The organism is Streptomyces sp. NPDC043726 (assembly GCF_056436565.1).
This window is the reverse complement of the sequence record NZ_JBWKCI010000001.1, coordinates 896,521-917,423: the sequence shown is the minus strand read 5'-3', so window position 1 is coordinate 917,423 and position 20,903 is coordinate 896,521. Positions and strand designations below refer to the sequence as shown.

The following is a 20,903-nucleotide window of genomic DNA, read 5'->3' as shown; positions in this document are numbered from 1 at the left end:
CAAATAGGGATGCGAGGGAGTGTGGGATGTGTGTGTGTCGGGGTGGAGCTGTTGCAGGTTCCCCTTCGCTACTGGCGCGTTCCTGCTCCCAGCCCCGGCCGGCGCATCAGATGCATGTGGACCTCCGTGCGCTCCTCCTCCGTGACGAGGGTCAGCCAGGAGCCGTCCGTGAAGCGGACGCGGAGCCGGTCGCTGGGGTGGTAGCCGAGGAGGGGGTCCTCCAATGTCGCTTCGGTCAGCGGAATTTCGGCGACCACCTGTAGGAGTTCCTCTTGGCGGACAGTGACCCTTCGTGGCGGCGCCGCCAGCACGAGGGCGTCCGGGGTCAAGGCCAGGAGCCGCCTCGGGTGGGTGGAGTGGCTGTACCAGCGCAGCAGGAACTGGCCGGCCGAAGCCGACCAGTCGCCGTCGAACGGCTTGTCCAGGCCGTGCGTCCGGATCGCCTCCTTGTATGCCTTGCCCTCTTGGACCTTGGCGCGGGCACGGTCACGTTCCGACTTGGGGCTTAGATACAGCTCCACCTTGTCCATGAGAGCGGAGAGAAGAGACAGCACTGCAAGCACAGGCCAAAGGGGAGCGAGCAGTGCCAGGCCCAGCACGCCCAACGGGCGTATGAAGGCCGGTCGTAGGGCGCCTTCGCCTGAAGCCGCGTGGAGGTCCTTCGGTGGCGTGGGCAGCTTGAGGATGCCGCACCAGGTTGCGCAGCTCGCCTCGAGACCGAGCCGCTTCCGGGCGATGGCTGCGTGTGCTGAGCGGCGCTCCACAGGGGGTTCTCCGAGAGGTAGTAGCGAATCGTCAGCGGTCTGCAGCACCGCCGCCAAGCACCGCCGCCAAGTCGCGCCGCGGTGAGCCGTACCCCGTAACCGCCCAGACGCTCCGCGTCTCGAAGTACGGCACCGGCTCACCGTCGTCCGTCATGTCCGGCAGGACCTCGGGGGAGTGGTGGGTGTTCAGCGCCCTGGTGCAGGCGGGGCAGGTGGCCACCTCGGTTCGGTCTCGGCGGCCCGTCGGGCGCCACACCGTGCGGCTCGTGGCGCGGCCGTGCAGGGGGTTGGGTGGCGGATGCCGATCGGCGTAACCGCCCTGCCGCTAAGGGACATGGACCCGCTTTTTCACCCGCTCGATCAGCCTGCGGATGCCGTCAGGTACGGCGGTCGGGAGGTCGTCCGCCTCCTCGTACGGGAGCCGGGTGTCGTCGGCAGGCAGGGTCAGTACGCGCGCGTGCAGCGTGGCCGGTTCGGCGATCGCCGTGTCGCGGCACGGGGCGCAGACGTGGAGCAGGCGCCGGCCACGGCTCTCGGCCGAGACCCGGACGTGGTGGCGGGTGTAGGCGGGGCCGTGCAGGGGGTTGACCGCGCAGCAGCGGTTGTACGCCTTGCCCGCCAGCGCGGCCCGGCCGGCGCGGGCCAGCACGATGACCGCGAGGAGGGTGGGGGCGTCCGCGTCGGCGATACGGCCGGTGTCGCCGTCCAGCAGCAGCATCGCCGCGTCGAGGCAGTCGCCGGGGCGGGGGTCGGAGCGCGGGGGCGTGCGGTTGAAGTCGGCTGCCAGCGCGCGGAGTTCGGTCTTCGCCACCTTGCGCAGATACGGCAGTGAAGGCGCCGTCGGTGACACCTCCGGCAGCGCCTTCGTAGCCAACGGCTCGGGGCGCCAGCGGCGGATCAGCTTGCGGATGATCCATACGACGGCTGCCACCAGGCCGAACACGGCCCCCGCCGCGAACGTGCCCATGAACAGGCCCGGTTCGAAGTCCTCGGCGCCGTAGAGGGAGGGCAGGTCGTCCTCGGTGACGGGGTTCGTGACCGGGTACGGGTCACCGATGCTGTCCGGGTCCTCCGTGCGGGGGGCCTTGTCGAGGTGGGTCATCAGGGCGTCGAGGCGCTCGCCGAGGAGGTGGTCGTCGGCCTCCCGCGCCTTGTCGTCGACGTGGGCGATGGAGTCGGGAAGCTCGTAGGCGAGGTCCAGGCTGTCCAGGCGCAGGCCGTGGTTGAAGACCTCGATGTCGCCGTAGAGCGGGTCGGCGACCACGTACAGCCCGTCCGCGCCGAGCTTGTCGTGGAGCGAGCCCGCGAACATCTCCTCGTCGCCCTCGGACTCGTCCTCCGGCAGTTGGGGGACGACGGACACGAAGACCGGGCCGCCGCCTTCGGATCGCTCGAACCTCTCGATGCGGCTGCGGAGCCGGGTGAGTTGAGCGTCATCGAGAACCCGTGGGCTCTCCGGGTCGGTGTACACCGGGTCCTGCGCGAGACCCTCCGCCACGCGGTCGAGACGGGCGTTCAGGTCGATCGCGCGGGGGCGGGGGGAGGCGCTGGACCTCGTCTGGTCGAAGACGAGGGGGGCCGCCACGGCGATGACGGTGGCGGTCGCGAGGGCCGCCGAGGCCGGGGCCACCCACCCGAGCCTTGTCCGCTTACGGCCCCGCAGCCGCCGTACGTACGGAACCAGCAGCACGATCAGCAGCGGTACGCCGGTGATCAGCATCCCTGTGAGGAAGGACTGGTTCTCACGGTCGGACGGGCCGAGATACATCGGGGCCGGCTCGTCGTCCTCGTACTTCGCCCGCGCCGACTCCGCCCGTGCGGCGGCCTTCTCGGCGCCCTGGGTGATGACCTCGGTGAACAGCTGGAGCTCGTGCAAGGGGCCCGCGTCGTAGGGCAGTTCGTAAAGGACTACGGCGAGCGCGTCGTCGACCGGTGCGGAGACGCCGTAGGCCATCGCGGAGGACACCGACGACTCGTCGAGGAGCACGTACAGCCCGTCCCGGCCGAGCCGGTCGTGCACGGCGCCGAGCAGTCCGTCGCCGTACGCGGCACCGCTGGGCAGGACGAGGACGTACGTCGGTACGCCCGCCCCCTTCGCCACCGTGGCGAAGTCCCGTGTCATCGACTTCGGCACCTCGCGCGGGAGTTGGTCGCTGACGTAGACGGGGTTCTCGCGAAGGCGGTCGGCGAGGTAGGCGGCCTGGGTGTCCGCCGCCGCGCGGGCGGGGGTGGCGGTGGCCAAGCCGACGAACACGGCCGCCAAGGCGCTGAGCACCAGCAACGCCCCTATTCGCGCCGAGAGTCCCCTCACGGTCACTGTCGCCTCCCCCGTACCAGGCAGCAATCCACCGCGGCACTCTACTCAGGCCTTCGCTGCTGCGAAACCGCGACGGGGGGCGCTCAGAGCCGCGGGCGTGGATCGCCGCCTTCGGCCCCACTCTGGTGAGTGAATCGTGGAGGGCTTGTGGTTTCGGCGTGAGGGGTGGGGCGACCGAAGACGGCTCCTGGATTCGCTGGCGCACAGAAAGGCGTGGTTCACGGCCGCCCTCACAACTGGGTGAAACGGGGCTCCCGTTGCGGATGGGTAACATTCCGCCCCGCGGGTGCCAGGGGGTCGGACGCGCCTTGAGGGGCTTATGGGCGGCTGATACGGTGCGGTGGCTTGACACTCGCCCCGCCGCTGGTTATCCGCGCAGGAACGGGTGAAGTGTCCGGATTCGCAGAGTATTTGGCAGACATTTTCTTGGGTGTACGGGGAGCGGTTGCGTGAAGATCCAAGAGCGTACGGGGGCAGGCGCGGGACGTTCCGCCGCTCCGGCTCAGCCGACGGTCGGTGACCGGCTTCCCACCCCTCCTCGCGAGCGCAAACCCGCGCTCGCCGCGCTGGCGGTGCTGCTCATCCTGGTGGGTGCCCTCGGGGCGACCATGCTCGTGCTGCAGGCCGGGGACCGGGTCGAGGTCGTCAAGGTGACCAAGGAGATCCCGGCCGGCGCGTCCGTCACCGACGACAGCGTGACCTCCGTCATGGTCGCCGAGGACGAGAGCATCCACTACGTCAAGTGGACGCAGCTGGAGGGCCTGAAGAAGCTCAAGGCCGTCAACACCATCCCGGCCGGTGCCGTCGCCGTCGGTGAGATGTTCGGCGAGGAGGCCGGCCCCGCCCAGGGCAAGGCCACCGTCGGCCTCTCCCTCAAGGCGGGCCAGTACCCGACCGGCCTGAAGGTGGGCGACGTCGTCGCCGCCTACCGCGTCGGCGCGACCGGCTCCGGCTCGAACAACGACGACTCCGACACCGGCGGCTCCACCGCTGCGGGCAGCGGCGTCATCGTCGACCAGGCCACCATCTCCTCCGTGCCCGGCGACAAGGGCGAAGACCTCGTCGGCAGCACCAACTTCACGATCACCGTGACCGTCGACACCGACGAAGCCGCCCCTCTCGCCCAGGCCGCGTCCAACGGCGAAGTGGCCGTCGTGCGCGTCCCCGGCAGCAACTAGAAGGCGGCACACACCCCATGGCGCTCATCGCTCTCGCCGCCGACAAGGGTTCCCCCGGCGTCACCACCGCGGCCGTCGCCCTCTCGGCGGTCTGGCCGCGCCGCGTCCTGCTCGCCGAGACCGACCCGGCGGGCGGGGACCTCGTGTACCGCAGTGCCGCCGCGCACGGCGGACCGCTCAACCCGAACACCGGCATGCTGTCCATAGCCGCCACCGCGCGACGCGGACTCGTCCCGGATCAGCTCTGGGACCACGTCCAGCCGCTCAGCGGCGGGCTCGAAGTCCTCGTGGGACTCGGCATCGCCGAGCAGGCCGCCGGCCTCGCCGGGCTCTGGCCCACCCTCGGGCACGCCTTCTCCACCCTCGCCGACTCCCCGAACGCGCCCGCCGACGTCATCGCCGACTGCGGCCGGATCAGCGGCGACACCCCGGCCGTGGAACTGTTCCCGCATGCCGCGCTCGTGCTGCTGATCAGCCGTACCGAACCCGAGGCCATCGCCCGCGTCCGGGACCGTGCCGCCGCCCTGGCCGCCAAGCTGCACGGCGGTCCGCGCGGTGCCGCGAGCCTCGCCACCCCGCTGATCGGCGTCGTGCTCATCGCCGACCCGGGCGACGCCGGAAAGATCGCGGGCCAGGTCAACGACATGCTCGTGCACGCCCAGACCGGCGCCCGCGTCGTCGGCACCATCGCCGACGACCCCACCGGCGCCGACCAGCTGGCCGGCCGTAAGCGCGGACGGCTCGACAAGTCGCTGCTGATCCGCTCGGCCCGCAAGGTCGCCGCCGACATCTACCAGCAGTACGGCGCCGCTTGGGCGCACCAGGCCCAGATGAACGGCCAGGCCGCCCGATGACCGCTGTCGACCATCAGCTGGTCAAGCGGTTCCGGCAGGAGGCCGGCGACCGGATCGCCGAGCAGCGCCGCCTGGACCAGGTCAGCGGTGTCACCCCGATGTCCAGCGAGGACGAGCGGCAGTACGCCCGTGCCGTCATCGCGCAGATACTGGAGGAGTACGCCCGGACCGAGATCAACGCCGGTCGTACTCCGCTCGACGCGGAGACCGAGGAGCAGTACGCGGCCGCCGTGCACGCCGCGCTCTTCGGGGTGGGGCGACTCCAGCCGCTGCTCGACAGCCCCGAGGTCGAGAACATCGACATCAACGGGTGCGATCAGGTCTTCGTCGGGTACAGCGACGGGCGGGAGGTCAAAGGGGATCCCGTCGCGGAGACCGATGAGGAGCTCATCGAGCTCATTCAGGTGCTCGGCGCCTATTCGGGGCTTTCGTCCCGTCCCTTCGACTCGGCCAACCCCCAGCTCGACCTGCGGCTGCCCGACGGTTCGCGACTGTCGGCCGTCATGGACGTCGCCCGGCGCCCCGCCCTCTCCATCCGTCGCGCGCGCATGGGCAAGGTGTTCATCTCCGACCTCGTCGGCAACGGCACGCTGACCCCCGAGGTCGGCCACTTCCTCGCCTGCGCGGTCCGGGCCCGCAAGAACATCATGATCGCCGGCGCCACCAACGCCGGTAAGACCACACTGCTGAGGGCCCTCGCCAACGAGATCCCCGGACACGAGCGGCTCATCACCGTCGAGCGGGCCCTGGAGCTCGGGCTCGACACCTTCCCCGAACTCCATCCCAACGTGGTGGCGTTCGAGGAACGGCTGCCCAACTCCGAGGGGCAGGGCGCCATCACCATGGCCGAGCTGGTACGGCGGTCCCTCCGGATGAACCCCTCCCGCGTCATCGTCGGTGAGGTGCTCGGCGACGAGATCGTGACCATGCTGAACGCGATGTCGCAGGGCAACGACGGCTCGCTGTCCACGATCCACGCCAACAGCTCCAGCGAGGTCTTCAACCGTATTTCGACGTACGCGCTCCAGGCGACCGAGCGGCTGCCCATCGAGGCCAGCCAGATGCTGATCGCGGGCGCGGTGAACTTCGTCGTCTTCATCCAGCGGCGCAACGACTTCCAGAGCGGCGGCCGCCTCCAGCGCATGGTGACCTCCGTCCGCGAGGTCAACGGCGTCGACGGCCGCGTGCTGTCCAGCGAGGTGTTCGCGCAGACGCCCGACGGCCGGGTCGTACCGCACGCGCCGCTCGCCTGCCTCGACGACCTGATGGCGCACGGCTACCGGCCCGCCGGAACATGGGGGTGAGCACACGATGAGCGGAGAACTCGGTTCTCTCGGCGGTCTGTTCTCCACGACCGTCCTGTACGCGCTCGCCTGCGGTGTCGCCGTGGGCGGCGGGCTCGCGCTGCTCCTGATCGCCGTACGAGGGCTGCCCGCCAAGCCCGAGCACGAGAAGCAGAAGGCGAGCGAGCGGGCGAACGAGCTGATCCGGTTCGCCGGTCAGCGCGGCTCGCTCGCCGCGGGCGTGGGACTGGCCGTGCTGCTGCTCACCCGGTGGGCGGTGCTCGGCATCGCGGCGGGCATCCTCGTCTTCTTCTGGGACCGGCTCTTCGGCGGTGCCGCCGAGGAGCGGGCCGCCATGAAGCGGGTGGAGGCGCTGGCCTCCTGGACGGAGTCGCTGCGGGACACGATCGCGGGCGCGGTCGGTCTGGAGCAGGCGATCCCGGCGTCCGCGCGGGCCGCGGCCCCGGTACTGCGGCCCCATCTGGACGCTCTCGTCGACCGGTTGCGGGCGCGCACCCCGCTGCCCGACGCACTGCAGCAGCTCGCCGACGAGATCGACGACGCGTCCGCCGACATCATCGTCGCCGCGCTCATCCTCAACGCCCGGCTGCGCGGCCCCGGTCTGCGCCAGGTGCTCGGGGCGCTGGCCAAGTCGGCCCGCGAGGAGGTCGACATGCGGCAGCGGGTGATGGCCCAACGAGCCTCCACCCGGCGGTCGGTGCAGATCGTCGTCGCGGTGTCGGTCGCCTTCGTCCTCGGACTGTCCATCTTCAACCGGGAGTTCGTCGAGCCGTACGGCGACCCGGTCGGTCAGCTCGTCCTCGCCTGCGTCTGCGGGCTGTTCGCGCTCGGCTTCCTGTGGCTGCGGAAGCTGTCGACCATCGAGACGCCCGAACGGTTCCTCGTCCGGGACGCGTCGTCGGTGCAGTTCGTGCGGCCCCGCACGCCCACGGCGGCACAGGGACCGCTCTACACGGATGAGGGGGCACGACGATGAGCGACGTGACGATGCCGATCGTCGTCGGAGCGGTCTTCGGACTGGGCGTCTACGCCCTTGTCCGCGCCCTGATGCCGACCAAGCGCAGCGCCGTCGCGCAGGTCGCGCGGATCGACGCGATGCGGGCACGGGGTGCGGCGTACGAGTCGGCGCGGACCACGCAGGACACGGGCCGTTTCGCCTCCCTGCGCGCCGAGGTCGGGCAGCGGGTCGCCGAGTTCTATCTGCAGCAGGGCTGGGAACAGCGCTCGCTGCGGGCGGACCTCGCGGTGCTGGAGCGCAGCTGGGAGAAGTTCCTGGCGACGAAGGTGCTGCTCGGGCTGGCGGGTCTGTTCTTCGGGCCGTTCCTGTTCGCCGTGGTGTGGACGATGAGCCTGAGCAGCAGCCCGATCGTCCCGGTCTGGCTGGCCCTGCTCTTCGCGGCCCTGTTCTTCTTCCTCCCCGATGTCGAGGTACGGCGGGACGCGGCCGAGAAGCGGCGCGACCTGCGCCGGGTCATCGGGGCGTACCTGGACCTGGTGTCGATGAGCCTGGCGGGCGGCCGCGGTCTCCCCGAGGCGCTGATGGCGGCGGCGGAGATCTCGGACGGCTGGGCCAACCAGCGCATCCGCAGCGCCCTCGCCGACGCCCGGATCACCGGCATCAGCCAGTGGCAGGCGCTGGGCTCGCTCGGCGAGGAGCTGGGGGTGGAGGAGCTGAAGGACCTCTCCGCCTCGCTGGCCCTGGTCGCCGACGACGGCGCCAAGGTCCGGGAGTCCCTCGCCTCCCGCGCCGAGACCATGCGGCATCGCGAACTCGCCGAGATCGAGGGCAGCGCGGGCGAGAAGTCCCAGTCGATGCTGGTGGCACAGCTGCTGCTGTGCGCCGGTTTCCTGGTGTTCCTGATCTATCCGGCCGCCATGCGGGTCTTCCAGGTCTGACCACCCCTACGTCTTGCAGATTGCGTCTTGAGAGGACAACTCACCATGAAACAGCGGAACTTCAGTACCGGGATCCCGGCGGTGGACTTCCTCGTCACCTTCCTCCAGGGGCGGGTGCAGCGCGCCCGTTCCGGCGAACTCGACCGCGGTGCCTCGGCCGTGGAGTGGGTCATCATCTCCGCGGTCGTCGTGGCGATCGTCGGCGTGGTCGCCGCGATCATCAACCGCGCGCTGGAGGGTGGCGCCGAGAAGGTGGAGAACTGCATCAACGGGGCCAACCAGAGCGGCACCTGCTGATCACGGTCACGGTGACGGGGGTGCAGCGACGTATGCGGGCATGGGTACGCCGTAGGCGGGAGGAAGTCTCCGCGCGCGGCGACTCCGGCATGACCGCGATCGAGTTCGTGCTGCTGACTCCCGTGCTGTTCTTCATGATCTTCGCCACCGTGCAGTTCGCGCTGTACTTCTTCGCCGATCACGTCGCCCAGGCGGCCGCCCAGGCCGGCGCCCGCAAGGCCCGAGCCACGGCGGACGCCCAGCCGGGCGGCTGGCGCGGCGAGGCCCGTACGGTCGTCGACAGCTACATCGAGCAGCTGGGCCCGGCGCTGGTGCTCTCGCCGGACGTACGGATGCTCCAGCCGGAGCAGAACACGGTGGGCGTGGAGATCACGGCGAAGGTGCCGTCGGTGTTTCCGGGGCTGGACTTCACGGTGCACGCGCAGTCGGCGGGACCGGTGGAGCGGTTCGTGCCGGAGGGGGAGAACTGATGGGTGGTGTGCGGGACGACGACCGCGGCCTGTCCACCGTGGAAGTGGTCATCCTCGCCCCGGTGATGATGCTGTTCATCCTCGTCCTGGTGGCCTTCGGGCAACTGGTGGACGGCCGGGGCGCCCTGGACGGCGCCGCGCGTGACGCGGCCCGTGCGGGCTCCATCCAGAAGGACCACGCGACGGCCATGGCCGAGGCGCGGAAGGCGGCGCAGGCGAACCTGGCGGACGTGTGCGCGGGCCCTGTGACGGTGACGCAGACCAGCGTGGGCTTCGACCCCGAGGTGGACCCGCTGTTCTCGGTGCAGGTCAGCTGCCGGGTCCGGGGCCTCGCGACGCTGGGTCTGGACATCGACCCCACGATGGACGCCTCCTTCAGCTCGCCGCTGGACCCGTTCAGGAGGTCGGCGTGAGGCGATTCCTGGCGGACCGCCGGCGCCGTATGGACGATCGCGGCTCCGGCGCGGGCGCGGTGATCATCTTCGCGCTGGTGTTCCTGTCGCTGTCGGCGTTCGTGATCGACGGCGGCCTGTCCATCTCCAAGCGCGAACGGGCGGCCGACATCGCGGAACAGGCGGCCCGTTACGCGGCCCAGGACATCGACCGCGAGGCCCTCTACGACAACGAGGGCGGCCCGGCGCCGATCAACTTCCAGAACTGCGACGCCCGGGTGAAGGCCTTCGCCACCGAGATGGACATGAACGGCGCGGACATCGCGGCGACGCACTGCACGGTGGCGACGGTCGACCAGGTGCAGGTCGAGGTCCAGCTGACGTACTCACCGGTGTTCATGGGGATGTTCTACGGCGGGGACGTGATCGTGCGCGGCGAGGCGGTGGCGGAGAACGAGGTGGGCTGAGCGCGACTCGGCCTGGGCAGTCAGGCCTTGTTGTCCTTCTTGGGCCGCTTGTCCTCGGTCTTCATGGCGTCGTTGACCTGCTTGGCGAGTTCGTCGTCGAGCTTCTTGAACTCACGGACCACGGCGTCGGACATGCCCGCGAGGGCGTCGAGCTGCTGGCCGATGTCCTCGCGCCCGTCCTCCCAGTTGGACTCGAAGTCGCCGAGGGCGCTGTTGACGGTGCCGTCGCCGATGTCGTCCTCGTACTTCTCGAACATCTTCTTGGTGTGGTTCATCCGGGTCTTGATGGACCGCAGCCGTCGCCCGAAGTCCTCGAGCTCGGTCAGCGGCAGCGACAGGTCGCTCTTGCCCTTGCCCATGATGTTGGTCCCCCGACTGTGACTCGTAGGCTGATCGGCACGGTACATCGAACGAACGGGGAAGGTCGACGTCATGGCCCGCTACATGGAGGCGCTCACCATCGAGCGCGGGGGTTTCCGGATCAAGGTTCCGGAATCGTGGTGGGAGTTCGACGTCCGCCCGGAGTCCCGGGACGACTCGATCCGCCGGATGGTGAACGAGAGGGTCGCGGGCAACCCGGAGCTGGCGAAGTACCGCGACGCCTACACGGAGTTCCTCCGCAAGGCGGCCGCCGACGCCTGGAAGTCGGGCGCCCTGTACTGCGGCTGCATGGCGGACAGCTTCGGCGGCGACACCCCGATCACCGGCTCGGTCACGGTCTCCCTGGTCGGCGGCAGCACCCGCTCCGGGGAGCCGTTGCCGACGGACCCCGCGGTCATGGCGAGCACGCTCGCCGTCAAGGAGGCCAAGAAGGAGGGCGACTCCTGGCGCAAGGTGACCACGGTCGACATCCCGGGGGTGGGCCCGGCGGCCCGGACGTACGGCATCGAGGACATCGTCGTCCCCGACGACGCGCTGAAGCGGACGATCCGCGCGGTCCTGATGCAGACCTTCATCCCGGTACCCGGCCAGGAGGGCAAGGTCGCCCTGGTGGCGGGCAGCAGCCAGGTCCTGGACCTCGCGGACTCCTTCTTCGACATCTTCGACGCGATCACGTCGACGTTCCGCTTCGCGGAGTGAGGGCACGCTTGCGCGCCTGAGCACCGTCAGCCCGAACTTCACCTCGAACGCCCGTGCCTTGTAAGTTCACTTGTGCATACGGGTGTTGTTGATGTGCGCGTGACGGGGGTTGCGGTATGGCGGGGCATCGGCCTACGGATTGGCATGTGCTGGACCTGGAGAAGGATCCGGTGCCGGGCGATCCGCAGCAGGTGCGGTTGCTGGCGAAGTCGTTGCACGACTTCGCGGACGATGTCTCGGACGCGTTGCGTCTGGTGAAGGGGATGGCGGGGGAGACGACCCTTGCCGAGTGGGCGGGCAAGTCGGCGGAGGTGTTCAAGGAGGACTTCGCCGATGTCCCGAAGAACCTGCGGAAGCTGAAGTCGTCGTACCAGCTCTGTGGTGATGCCCTCGCCGACTACTGGCCGAAGCTGGAGCGTGCGCAGGCGTTGGCGGACCGTGCGCTGGCGAAGGGCCGGGAGGCGCAGTCGGATCTCTCCTCCGCCAAGTCCCGGCTGGCTTCCGCCGACTCGTGGGTGACGCGGGCCGGCAAGGAGGCGGACAAGTACAAGGACGATCCGACGGGGAGCAAGTCGGCGGAGAAGCCGGACGAGGCGAAGGTCCGGGCGGCGACGCGGGACGTCCGGAACGCCGAGTCGGCGCAGTCGAACGCCCGTGGTGATGTCGCCGATGCCCAGGGCGCGTTGGACGCGGCGAAGAAGATGGCCGAGGACGCGCGGAAGATGCGCGAGGAGGCCGCGCGGACGGCGAAGTCGAAGATCGACGAGGCATCCGACGCGGGGATCCAGAACCGGTCGTGGTGGGAGGACATCGGCGACTGGTTCGTGGACAACTGGGACACGATCGTCGCGGTGTGCAAGGTCGTGGTCGCGGTGGTGGGCGTGATCGCGATGATCATCGGTGGGCCGATCCTCGCCGCGATCGTGATCGTCGCCGGCCTGATAGTCCTGGCGGACACGCTCTACAAATACTCGAAAGGCCAAGCCGGCCTCTTGGACGTCGCATTCGCCGCGATGGACTGCATACCCGGCATGAAGGGTCTGACCACGCTCGGCAAGCTCGCCACGGGCGCGAAGGCGCTGGGCAAGGGCGGTCTCAAGGCCATGGCGAGAGGGCTCGGCAAGCGAGGGCTTCGCAAGGAAGCGGACGACGCCGTCGCGAACAGCAAGCCCACCAAGGGGCGTTGCAAGAACGGCGACCCCATCGACATGATCTCCGGCGAGATGCTGCTGGCGACCACGGATGTGCTGCTTCCTGGTGTGCTCCGGCTCGCGGTGGCCCGTACTCACCTCTCCTCGTACCGTTCCGGCCGCTGGTTCGGCCCGTCCTGGGCCTCCACCCTCGACCAACGACTGGAACTCGACGACGAGGGCGTCCTGTTCGCGACCGCCGACGGCATGGTCCTGCACTACCCGGTGCCGCAGGGTGACGGGGAAGTGCTGCCGCAGGAGGGGCCCAGATGGTCACTGCGCTGGGACGAGACGCAATCCGGAGCCATGCGGGTGAGCGATCCGGTCTCCGGAATCACGCGCCTCTTCGTCCCCGTGACCAGCAAGGACCACGACACGGCGTTCACCATGCCCGTTCGCGCGGTGTGGGATCGGCACGGAAACCGCATCGAGTTCGATTACGGCCCCGACGGCGCCCCGGTCTCCCTGCGCCACTCCGGCGGATACCACGTGGTGGTCGACTCGGCCGAGGCACGCGTCACGGGCTTGCGCCTGCTCGCCGCCGACGGCGAGGAGACGACCCTCGTGCGGTACGGCTACGCAGACGGCGATCTGACGGAGATCACCAACTCCTCCGACCTGCCGTATCGATTCACCTACGACCGTGACGGCCGCATCACCTCGTGGACCGACCGCACGGGCTCCTGGTACCGCTACACCTACGACGCGGCTGATCGCGTGGTCCGTGGTGAGGGCATCGACTCCTTCCTGAACTGCGCCGTCGAGTACGACGCGGAGGCGCGTGCGACGCGGTACACCGATTCCCTCGGCCGCACCACCGTGTACCACCACAACGAACGACTTCAGCTCGTCTCGTCCACCAACGCGCTCGGACAGACGCTGACGAACGAGTGGGACCGGTACGACCGCCTGCTGGCGCAGACCGATGCCCTGGGACGCACCACCCGCTACACCTACGACTCCGTCGGCAACCTCACCACGGTCACTCGGCCCGACGGCATGCTGACCGAGGTCGCGTACAACGAGTTGCGCCAACTGGTACGAGCGGTGCTCCCCGACGGTGCGGAGTGGCGGCACTCGTACGACGGCCAGGGCAACCACACCGGTACGACCAACCCGTCAGGAGCGGAGACCCGCTACGCGTACGACCGGCGCGGCGGACTGGTGGCGGTCACGGATCCGACGGGCAACACACACAGCGCGCGCAACAACGACGCGGGACTCCCGATCGAGTTCACCGACGCCCGGGGCGCCGTGCGACGACTCGAACGTGACGCCCTCGGCCGGGTGAGCAGTGCCACTGACCCGCAGGGCCGCGTGACGAAGCAGCGCAGGACGGTGGAGGGCCGGCTGATCTGGCGTCTGACGCCGGACGGGGCCGAGGAACACTGGGTGTGGGACGCCGAAGGCAACCTGGTGTCCCAGACCGATCGCGCCGGACGCACCACCAGGTTCGAGGTCGGGCCGTTCGGGCAGGTGACCTCACGGCACCTCGCCGACGGGTCGCGGCACACCTTCGCGTACGACACGGAGCTGAATCTGCTTCAGGTGACCGATCCACTCGGCAACGCCTGGAGTTACGCCTACGACGCGGCGAACCACCTGGTGGCCGAGACGGACTTCGGCGGGCGGCGCATCGCGTACGAACTGGACGCCATGGGCGACCTGGCGGCCCGCGTGAACGGCGCCGGAGAAAGACTGGACTTCCACCGCGACGCCCTCGGCCGCGTCGTGGAGACGGTGTACGACGGTGTCTCGGCCCGCTACGCCTACGACGCCGCCGGCCGGCGCGTCCGGGAAGCCTCACCCGGCGTCCTCGTCGAGCGGGCCTTCAGCCGCGACGGCCTGCTCCTGTCCGAGAGCATCAACGGCAGAACGACGACCTTCGAGTACGACGTGCTGGGAAGGCGTGTCCGGCGGATCACCCCTACCGGCATCGAGTCGACGTGGAGCTACGACGACACGGAGCGCTCCGCCTCGCTGCTGTCCGAGGGGCACCTCCTCTCGTTCGGTTTCGACGAGAGCGACCGCGAGACGAGTCGCCGTCTTCCCGGCGGGGTCACCCTCACCCAGTCCTGGGACGAGTCCGGCAGGCTCTCCCTTCAGCGGCTCGCGCGCGCATCGGAGTCGGGCCCCCGGGAAACCCTGCTCCAACAGCGCTCATACCGGTACCGCCCCGACGGCGCGCCCCTCTCGATCGACGAACTCACCACGGGCACCCGCCATTTCACGCTCGACACGCGCGGACAGACGACCCGAGTCGAGGCGCGGGACTGGCAGGAGCGGTACAGCTACGACGGACTGGGCAACGTCACCTGGGCGTCCAGCCCGGTCATCGACGATGCGGACGCGCACCGGACGTTCGCCGGGACCCGGATCCAGCACTCCGGACGTACTCGGTACGAGCGGGACGGCGAAGGGCGCATCGTCCGCAGTGTCCAGCGGCTGCTGAACGGTCAGCGCCGCATCCGCTCCTACCGCTGGAACAGCAGGGGGCACCTCGTCGGCACGACGACCCCGGACGGCAGCCACTGGCGGTACCAGTACGATCCCGCGGGCCGGAGGGTCGCGAAACAGCGGTTGGCCGAAGACGGTGATGTCGCCGAGGAGACGCTGTTCACCTGGGACGGGACCCGTCTCGTCGAGCGGGTTTCGTCCGGAGGTGCTTCCACGACCTGGGACTACGTGCCCGGAAGCCATCAGCCCGTGACACAACTCGATCGCACGGAGCAGCATCTTCCGGCGCGGTTCCAGGCAGTCGTCGCAGACCTGTCCGGCATGCCGGCCGAACTCGTGTCGGTGGACGGCGAAGTCGTCTGGCAACAGCGCACCACCCTCTGGGGGAGCCGCGTTCCCGACACGTCGCAAGCGGCCAGGGGCAACGGGGACACGGTCGACTGCCCGTTGCGGTTTCCCGGCCAGTACGCCGACGAAGAGACCGGTTGGTATTACAACTTCCAGCGCTACTACGACCCGTTCACGGGGCAGTACGTCAGCCCTGACCCCCTCGGCCTCGGACCCTCGCCCAATGACAGCGCGTATGTGCCCAACCCGCTGATCTGGAACGACCCGCTCGGCCTGTACTGGCAGGACCCGGGCAACGGCATGCGCTTCGGGCGGGACCCGGACCTCCCCGAGGGCGATCGTGAGTACACGCGCAGCAACCAGTACCCGTCCGATTACCGCCAGACCACTCACGACGAGATGGTGCGGCGGTTCACCGACGAGGGCAGGGCGATCAACGGTGTGCCGCGCGACGACGTGACCAAGGAGCGGATCCCGCGCGATCAGCTGACCTGGCGCAACGGCAACAATGAAGTGATCTGGAACCCCCAGGCGGACAATCCCAAACCGTTCCACCGTACGGTGACCTACGAGCACCGGAACCCGGTGGTCACGCACTGGAACACCGAGGGCCGGTTCACCGACCGCGGCACCCGGAACGACTTCTACAACGAAACGAGACATCTGGAGCCGATGGAGTGGAGCGAGAACTCGCGCGGCGGCGGGCAGATGACGGAGACGTACATCCAGGAAGTCGGCGACGGATACTCATGCACCTGACCTTGGAGGAAACGTGGACATTCGTGCCGTAGTGATGGAATTCCCCGGTGTTGCGCCGCTGCCAGGGCTTTCCGACGCCTGGCACTGGTCGCCGGCGCCCGGGATCGACTTCGCCGGGGCTCTGTCCGCTGACGGCAAGCGTCTTCTCCAGTTGAGCGGCCGTGACTCCTACGACCAGGAGTTGGCGGTCGCCGCGCTGGCGTTCGCGCGGGCGCACGAGGACGAGATGTTCCTCCGCAATGCCTTCCTCGGTTCACTGGACGGCTTCGACTCGCCCGGCGGGCAGCGCTTCGACGCGGTCGTGGGCGTCGCGCCCGAGGTGCACCGCTTCTACCGTGCGGAGAAGCCGGAGCTCACGGAGCATGTGCGGCTGGTGTATCCCGCCTACGCGTGCGAGTTCGCCGGGACGGAGACCCTCGACGAGGCGATCACGCGCTACCGCACGCTCGGGCTCACCGACCTCGAACGTTCTCCGCTGCCGTTCCTCAAGATGCGGTTCTCCAACACGCGGACCCGGGGTCGCAGCACCAACCAGGGGCGCGGTCTCACCGACCCCCAGCGGCTCGTCACCGAACTGCGGGCGATCGAGGGCGGAGCCGGGAGCTTCGTCGAGTTCGAGAACCGGCACGGCCACGTCTGGCGGGTCGAGTGGCACGGAACCTGGTACCTCGCGGAGTGGGACACGCCAAGCGGCACCCCGCGTGAGATCGGCATCGACGAACTGATCGAGTTCGCTGTGGCTCGGCTGCACGACTGAGCGCGCATGGTGATTCCCTTCCCCTGCTCCGAGGAGGAGCCGGTCGTCCCGACGGCTGCCCGGCCACGGTGGTGCCGCTCATGAAGCCCGAGTGGCACTGGGACACCGGCGAAGGCCTGCTGGGCATGGACGACCCCGCCGGGGTGGACGCCGCGCTGGAGCGCGGTGAGCGCAGTGTCGGTGCGGCGGTGATCGGGCTGGCTCTCAACTGCCCGCCGGAGGTGGCGTCGCCGCGGATCCTCCGGGCCGTCGAGGTGCTGGACCGTTCCCGACGGGACTTCCCCTTCACCGCGGCGGCTCACGTGGCCCGGCTCCACGGGCGGCTCACGCCGGAGCTGTACGCCGCTCTGCGTACCGAGGGCCGCGGTGGTTTCGCAGACCACGCCATCGACGACACCCTGACCTTCGTGCCGTTCCGGGACCTGCCGCCGTGGTTCAAGTGGCAACTGGTGAGAACGACCGTGGTGGGCAAGCTGGACTCCTGGCGACTGAGCGCGGTGTTCGCGGCCGAGGACGCCTGGAAGGCCGTGCGGGGACGCCGTAGCTGAACGGTGAGGGGGATGTGAGGAGTCCTCCTGCCCGCAATCACCCGACCTTCGACGACCCCCGAGTCAGTCCATAAGATCTCTGTAGTCTCAGTACACCGCTCACACCCCAACCCCAGGACACCTCCCATGCCGCGACGTTCCAGCTCGTCGGGAAGCCCGACGGGAAGCCCGACCACCCCGCGGAACCGGACCCCGCAGCCCGTGCGGGTGCGGCGGCGTTCGGTCGGGGACTTCGTCAAGGCGTTCCTCGCGTTCGTCGCGCTGCTCGTGCTGGTCATCGGGGTCCCCGCGGCGCTCGCCACCCAGCTCGGGTGGCCGTTCCCGAGCGAGTGGAAGCCGATGGACTGGCTCCAGAACGAGCTGAGCGTCGACACCTTCCTCGCCATCCTCACCTTCTTCGTCTGGCTCGCCTGGGCGCAGTTCACCGCCTGTGTGATCGTCGAGATGAAGGCCGCGGTGTCGGGGGTCGGGGTGCCGGGCCGCGTTCCGGGCGCCGGGCCCAGCCAGTTGCTCGCCCGGCAGCTCGTCGCCGCGCTGCTGCTCGTCGGCGCGACCGCGGCCAGCCTCACTCCAGGGCTCTCCCAGCTCGGCCAGAGCCTGGAGGGCAACCAGCGCGGAACCGTCGCCGCCGCTCAGCAGACGCCCGGTGGCGGGCTGTTCGCGCAGCAGCAGGAGCAGGCCGCCTCCGCCGCGGCCGCCCTCGCCGAGCAGGCGTCCCACGCGGAGGCCGCCCCGAGCGCCACCGCCAAGGACGGGGACACGAAGTACTACCGGATCCAGCCGCCCGAGGGCCGGCACCACGACTCCCTCTGGGAGATCGCCGAGCGCCACCTCGGCGACGGCCGCCGGTACAAGGAGATCTACCAGCTCAACAAGGACCGTGTGCAGCCCGACGGTTCGCGGCTGTCGGAGGCCAGTCTGATCCGGCCCGGCTGGATCATGGAGATGCCGGGTGACGCCCGCGGCGGCGACCTCGTCGAGATGCCCGACGAGACACCGAACGTCTCGCCCGAGGTCGAGCGGCAGATCAACGACTACGCCAAGACCGGCGATCACGCCCAAGACGGGCAGGAGGGAACGGACAGCGGTTCCCTTCCCGCGCAACGGCCCGCCCCCGACCGGCAGGAAGCGGGCGGACAGGACCGCCAGGCCGGGCACCGGCAGCAGACGCCCGCCGCCACCCCCGCCGCCGAGTCGACCGACAGCGCCTTCGGCCTCCCCGAAGCCCTCCTCACCGCCCCCCTCCTCGCCGCCGGCCTCCTCGGCGCCCTCGGCCGCCGTCGCCGGCAGGCCCTGTGGCAGTCCGCGCTCGGTTCCGTCGGCGGGCGGCGCGGTATGGAGCCGCCCACCCCGACCGGTGACGCGGCGGACGCCCAGGACGCGCTCCTGGTCGGCGCCGACCCCGAAGGCGTACGACTGCTGGACCGTTCCCTGCGCGGACTCGCCGCGGCGCTCGCGGCCGAGTCCCGGCCGTTGCCCACCGTCTACGCCGCCTGGCTCAGCAACGGCGACCTGCACCTCCAGCTCGCGCAGCCCGCCGGAAAGCCGCCCGCCCCCTGGCAGCTCGGCCAGGACCAGACCTTCTGGATGCTGGCCCGCACCGACGCCGAGCGGTACGAGGACGTCGACACCGCCGCGCCGTTCCCCGGTCTCGTCAGCCTCGGCACCATGGACGACTCCCGGCTGCTGCTGAACCTGGAGTCCGTGCCCGGCATCGTCTCCCTCAGCGGCCGCGAGGCCGACCGGGCCGCCGTCTTCGCCTCCGTCGCCGCCGAGTTGGCCACCAACGGCTGGTCCGACCGCATGACCATCACCCTCGTCGGATTCGGGCAGGACCTCACCCCGCTCGCCCCCAACCGGCTCCGCCACCTCGACGGCATCGACGACCTGATCGAGACCATGGAGGCCGAGACCCGGCAGCGCCGCGGAGCGCTCGGGGCCGCCGGTCAGGACTCCGTGCTCACCGGCCGTACCGGGCCCGCCCAGCACACCCGTTGGGCCCCGCATCTCGTCCTGCTCGCCGCCGAGCCGTCCGCCGAGGACGCCGTCAAGCTCGCCGAACTCGCCTCCGACGCCAGCCGCCTCGGCATCGGCTACCTCGTCGGCACCGAGACCGGCGATCTGCCCGGCGCCGCCTGGGAGATGGAGATCACCGGCGAGGGCAAGCTGCTCGCCCCGCTGCTCGGGCTGGAGTTGGAGGCACAGCTGCTGCCGTCCGCCCAACAGCAGGCGGTCGTCGAGCTATTCGTGCAGGCCGACCCCGACCAGGACCCCGACGGTCCCGTCAACACCCCGCCGTTCCTCGTCGACATCAGCGAGCAGGGGCGGCCCGCGGTCTACGCCCGGCTCGTCGGCCCGTACGAGATCATCGGCCTCGACACCCCGGACGGGGAGCGCAGCGCGCTGCTGCACGAGGCCCTCGCCCTGCTGCTGCTGCACCGGGAGGGCGTGCACCCGCGGGTGCTGTCCTCCGCGCTGTGGCCGCGCGGGGTCACGGAGGACGTCCGGGACGCGCTGCTGGAGCGGCTGAACGCCTGGCTCGGCACCGACCCGGACGGCAGCCCCCGGCTGCGAACCGACTCCACCGGGCGGCTCACGCTCGCCCGGTCCGTCGTATCCGACCTGGACGTGCTGCGGTCGCTGTACCACGAGGCCACCCAGGGCCGGGGCGTGGACAGCCGGGCCGTGCGCGGGCGGCTGCTCACCGACGCGCTGGTGCTGGTGCGCGGACAGCTGCTGGCCGACCGGCCCGAGGGCCGCTACCGCTGGCTCACCCACGAGATCGTCGACGCCCAGCTCCCGCTGCTGGTCGCGGACATCGGGCTCGCGCTGTCCGCGTTCCACCTGGAGAAGGACCGCGCGGAGAAGGCCATCGAGGCGCTCACCGCCGCGCTGAACTCCGCGCCCGCCGACGAGCGCCTGTGGCACGAGCTGCTGCGCGCCACCCACGCCACCGGCGACCCCGCCCGGCTGCGGGCGCTGGCCGCCGACCTGATCCGGCGCAGCGGCGCGCGCGGTCTGCCGCCCCGTACGGAGGCGCTGCTCGACGAGCTGCTGCCGACCTGGCGCTCCGGCGCCACGGCCGCGGGATGACCGATCCGCTGCTCGTGATCGCCGCCGCGCTGTGGGGTGCGGCGGCGGGCGCGTTCCTGCCGCGTGCCGCGTACCGCTTCTCCGCCCCGGCCGGGGAGCCCTGGCGGGACGGCTGCCCGCAGGGGCATCCGGTGCGCGGCTGGCTCGGCCGCGCGTGGTGCGCGACCTGCCGGGGGTCCTACGGCACTGGCGTCGCCCCTCTCGCGCTCGCCGCCGCCCTCGTCTGCGCCGCCCTCGCCGCGGCCACCGGCACCCGCCCCGAACTGGGCGTCTGGCTGCTCCTCGCCCCCCTCGGCGTGCTGCTCGCGGTCGTCGACTTCCGGGTGCACCGGCTGCCGGACCCGCTGACCCTGCCGTTCGCGGCCCTGGCCCTGGCCCTGCTCGGTGTCGTCACCCTCGTCCCCGAGCACACGGGGGAGTGGCTCACCGCCCTCTACGGCGCCCTCGCCCTCGGCGGCGGCTACCTCGTCCTCTTCCTGATCAACCCCTCCGGCATGGGCTTCGGCGACGTCAAGCTCGCCCTCGGCATGGGCGCGGTGCTCGGCTGGTACGGCTGGTCCACGCTGATGCTCGGCACCTTCGCCGGCTTCCTGCTCGGGGCGCTGTACGGCGGTGCGCTGATCGTCGTACGGCGGGCGGGGCGCAAGACGGCGATCCCGTTCGGGCCGTTCCTGATCGGCGGGGCGTTCCTCGGGCTGCTGATCGGGGCCTACGCGGCCTGACGTCGGCCCC

Annotated in this window: 18 protein-coding genes; 15 read left to right on the top strand and 3 right to left on the bottom strand. The window is 70.4% G+C overall.

Annotated features, from left to right (window positions below; all coding sequences use genetic code 11):
- Nucleotides 1–68: 68 nt before the first annotated feature.
- Nucleotides 69–530, bottom strand: coding sequence for a hypothetical protein (locus AC068Z_RS04245; protein WP_478552067.1), 462 nt, complete (start codon nucleotides 528–530; stop codon nucleotides 69–71).
- A 559-nt stretch (nucleotides 531–1,089) separates the two neighbouring features.
- Nucleotides 1,090–3,081: a hypothetical protein gene (locus tag AC068Z_RS04240; RefSeq protein ID WP_478552065.1), complete on the bottom strand. Its 1,992-nt coding sequence runs from the start codon at nucleotides 3,079–3,081 to the stop codon at nucleotides 1,090–1,092.
- Between the two features lie 449 nt (nucleotides 3,082–3,530).
- On the opposite strand from AC068Z_RS04240, the gene AC068Z_RS04235 reads away from it, so the two are divergent.
- From AC068Z_RS04235 to AC068Z_RS04195, 9 genes are read left to right on the top strand one after another with little or no spacing between them, the layout of a single operon-like run.
- Nucleotides 3,531–4,259 (top strand): hypothetical protein, encoded by a 729-nt coding sequence (locus AC068Z_RS04235; RefSeq protein ID WP_478552063.1) that lies wholly within the window; start codon nucleotides 3,531–3,533, stop codon nucleotides 4,257–4,259.
- A 17-nt stretch (nucleotides 4,260–4,276) separates the two neighbouring features.
- Nucleotides 4,277–5,113, top strand: a complete 837-nt coding sequence (locus AC068Z_RS04230; RefSeq protein ID WP_478552061.1) for a hypothetical protein — start codon at nucleotides 4,277–4,279, stop codon at nucleotides 5,111–5,113.
- Nucleotides 5,110–6,417 (top strand): CpaF family protein, encoded by a 1,308-nt coding sequence (locus AC068Z_RS04225; protein WP_478552059.1) that lies wholly within the window; start codon nucleotides 5,110–5,112, stop codon nucleotides 6,415–6,417. The genes AC068Z_RS04230 and AC068Z_RS04225 overlap by 4 nt, the downstream gene beginning before the upstream one ends.
- 7 nt (nucleotides 6,418–6,424) lie before the next feature.
- A complete protein-coding gene (locus tag AC068Z_RS04220; RefSeq protein WP_478552057.1) occupies nucleotides 6,425–7,393 on the top strand; it encodes a type II secretion system F family protein in 969 nt (322 codons plus the stop codon).
- Complete coding sequence (locus AC068Z_RS04215; RefSeq protein ID WP_478552055.1) at nucleotides 7,390–8,313, top strand: type II secretion system F family protein; 924 nt, start codon at nucleotides 7,390–7,392, stop codon at nucleotides 8,311–8,313. Before AC068Z_RS04220 ends, AC068Z_RS04215 begins: the two co-directional genes overlap by 4 nt.
- Before the next feature lie 45 nt (nucleotides 8,314–8,358).
- On the top strand, nucleotides 8,359–8,610 hold the full coding sequence (locus tag AC068Z_RS04210; RefSeq protein WP_478552053.1) for a hypothetical protein: 252 nt from the start codon (nucleotides 8,359–8,361) through the stop codon (nucleotides 8,608–8,610).
- A 32-nt stretch (nucleotides 8,611–8,642) separates the two neighbouring features.
- Nucleotides 8,643–9,080 carry a TadE family protein gene (locus AC068Z_RS04205; protein ID WP_478552294.1) on the top strand — a complete coding sequence of 146 codons (438 nt, stop codon included), beginning with the start codon at nucleotides 8,643–8,645 and terminating at the stop codon, nucleotides 9,078–9,080.
- On the top strand, nucleotides 9,080–9,493 hold the full coding sequence (locus tag AC068Z_RS04200; RefSeq protein WP_478552051.1) for a TadE/TadG family type IV pilus assembly protein: 414 nt from the start codon (nucleotides 9,080–9,082) through the stop codon (nucleotides 9,491–9,493). The genes AC068Z_RS04205 and AC068Z_RS04200 overlap by 1 nt, the downstream gene beginning before the upstream one ends.
- Nucleotides 9,494–9,522: 29 nt before the next feature.
- On the top strand, nucleotides 9,523–9,939 hold the full coding sequence (locus AC068Z_RS04195; RefSeq protein WP_478552292.1) for a pilus assembly protein TadG-related protein: 417 nt from the start codon (nucleotides 9,523–9,525) through the stop codon (nucleotides 9,937–9,939).
- Nucleotides 9,940–9,959: 20 nt separating this feature from the next.
- On the opposite strand, the gene AC068Z_RS04190 is transcribed toward AC068Z_RS04195, so the two are convergent.
- Nucleotides 9,960–10,298: a hypothetical protein gene (locus AC068Z_RS04190; protein WP_478552049.1), complete on the bottom strand. Its 339-nt coding sequence runs from the start codon at nucleotides 10,296–10,298 to the stop codon at nucleotides 9,960–9,962.
- Nucleotides 10,299–10,371: 73 nt separating this feature from the next.
- Between AC068Z_RS04190 and AC068Z_RS04185 the strand changes: the two genes are divergently transcribed.
- The 6 genes from AC068Z_RS04185 to AC068Z_RS04160 all read left to right on the top strand — a co-directional run bounded on the left by AC068Z_RS04185 (nucleotide 10,372) and on the right by AC068Z_RS04160 (nucleotide 20,893).
- Nucleotides 10,372–11,019, top strand: a complete 648-nt coding sequence (locus AC068Z_RS04185) for a hypothetical protein (RefSeq protein WP_478552047.1) — start codon at nucleotides 10,372–10,374, stop codon at nucleotides 11,017–11,019.
- Between the two features lie 146 nt (nucleotides 11,020–11,165).
- Nucleotides 11,166–15,773 carry a DUF6531 domain-containing protein gene (locus AC068Z_RS04180; protein ID WP_478552045.1) on the top strand — a complete coding sequence of 1,536 codons (4,608 nt, stop codon included), beginning with the start codon at nucleotides 11,166–11,168 and terminating at the stop codon, nucleotides 15,771–15,773.
- A 13-nt stretch (nucleotides 15,774–15,786) separates the two neighbouring features.
- On the top strand, nucleotides 15,787–16,530 hold the full coding sequence (locus tag AC068Z_RS04175; RefSeq protein WP_478552043.1) for a hypothetical protein: 744 nt from the start codon (nucleotides 15,787–15,789) through the stop codon (nucleotides 16,528–16,530).
- Between the two features lie 80 nt (nucleotides 16,531–16,610).
- Nucleotides 16,611–17,078 (top strand): hypothetical protein, encoded by a 468-nt coding sequence (locus tag AC068Z_RS04170; RefSeq protein WP_478552041.1) that lies wholly within the window; start codon nucleotides 16,611–16,613, stop codon nucleotides 17,076–17,078.
- Between the two features lie 126 nt (nucleotides 17,079–17,204).
- Entirely contained in the window at nucleotides 17,205–20,171 is a 2,967-nt protein-coding gene (locus AC068Z_RS04165; protein WP_478552039.1) for a BTAD domain-containing putative transcriptional regulator, read from the top strand.
- A complete protein-coding gene (locus AC068Z_RS04160; protein WP_478552037.1) occupies nucleotides 20,168–20,893 on the top strand; it encodes a prepilin peptidase in 726 nt (241 codons plus the stop codon). The genes AC068Z_RS04165 and AC068Z_RS04160 overlap by 4 nt, the downstream gene beginning before the upstream one ends.
- The last annotated feature ends 10 nt before the right edge of the window (nucleotides 20,894–20,903 follow it).

Coding starts and splice junctions, on each gene's coding strand:
- AC068Z_RS04245 (WP_478552067.1), bottom strand. CDS start 530: ATGGACAAGGTGGAGCTGTATCTAAGCCCCAAGTCGGAACGTGACCGT.
- AC068Z_RS04230 (WP_478552061.1), top strand. CDS start 4,277: ATGGCGCTCATCGCTCTCGCCGCCGACAAGGGTTCCCCCGGCGTCACC.
- AC068Z_RS04225 (WP_478552059.1), top strand. CDS start 5,110: ATGACCGCTGTCGACCATCAGCTGGTCAAGCGGTTCCGGCAGGAGGCC.
- AC068Z_RS04220 (WP_478552057.1), top strand. CDS start 6,425: ATGAGCGGAGAACTCGGTTCTCTCGGCGGTCTGTTCTCCACGACCGTC.
- AC068Z_RS04215 (WP_478552055.1), top strand. CDS start 7,390: ATGAGCGACGTGACGATGCCGATCGTCGTCGGAGCGGTCTTCGGACTG.
- AC068Z_RS04210 (WP_478552053.1), top strand. CDS start 8,359: ATGAAACAGCGGAACTTCAGTACCGGGATCCCGGCGGTGGACTTCCTC.
- AC068Z_RS04205 (WP_478552294.1), top strand. CDS start 8,643: ATGCGGGCATGGGTACGCCGTAGGCGGGAGGAAGTCTCCGCGCGCGGC.
- AC068Z_RS04200 (WP_478552051.1), top strand. CDS start 9,080: ATGGGTGGTGTGCGGGACGACGACCGCGGCCTGTCCACCGTGGAAGTG.
- AC068Z_RS04195 (WP_478552292.1), top strand. CDS start 9,523: ATGGACGATCGCGGCTCCGGCGCGGGCGCGGTGATCATCTTCGCGCTG.
- AC068Z_RS04190 (WP_478552049.1), bottom strand. CDS start 10,298: ATGGGCAAGGGCAAGAGCGACCTGTCGCTGCCGCTGACCGAGCTCGAG.
- AC068Z_RS04185 (WP_478552047.1), top strand. CDS start 10,372: ATGGCCCGCTACATGGAGGCGCTCACCATCGAGCGCGGGGGTTTCCGG.
- AC068Z_RS04170 (WP_478552041.1), top strand. CDS start 16,611: ATGAAGCCCGAGTGGCACTGGGACACCGGCGAAGGCCTGCTGGGCATG.
- AC068Z_RS04165 (WP_478552039.1), top strand. CDS start 17,205: ATGCCGCGACGTTCCAGCTCGTCGGGAAGCCCGACGGGAAGCCCGACC.
- AC068Z_RS04160 (WP_478552037.1), top strand. CDS start 20,168: ATGACCGATCCGCTGCTCGTGATCGCCGCCGCGCTGTGGGGTGCGGCG.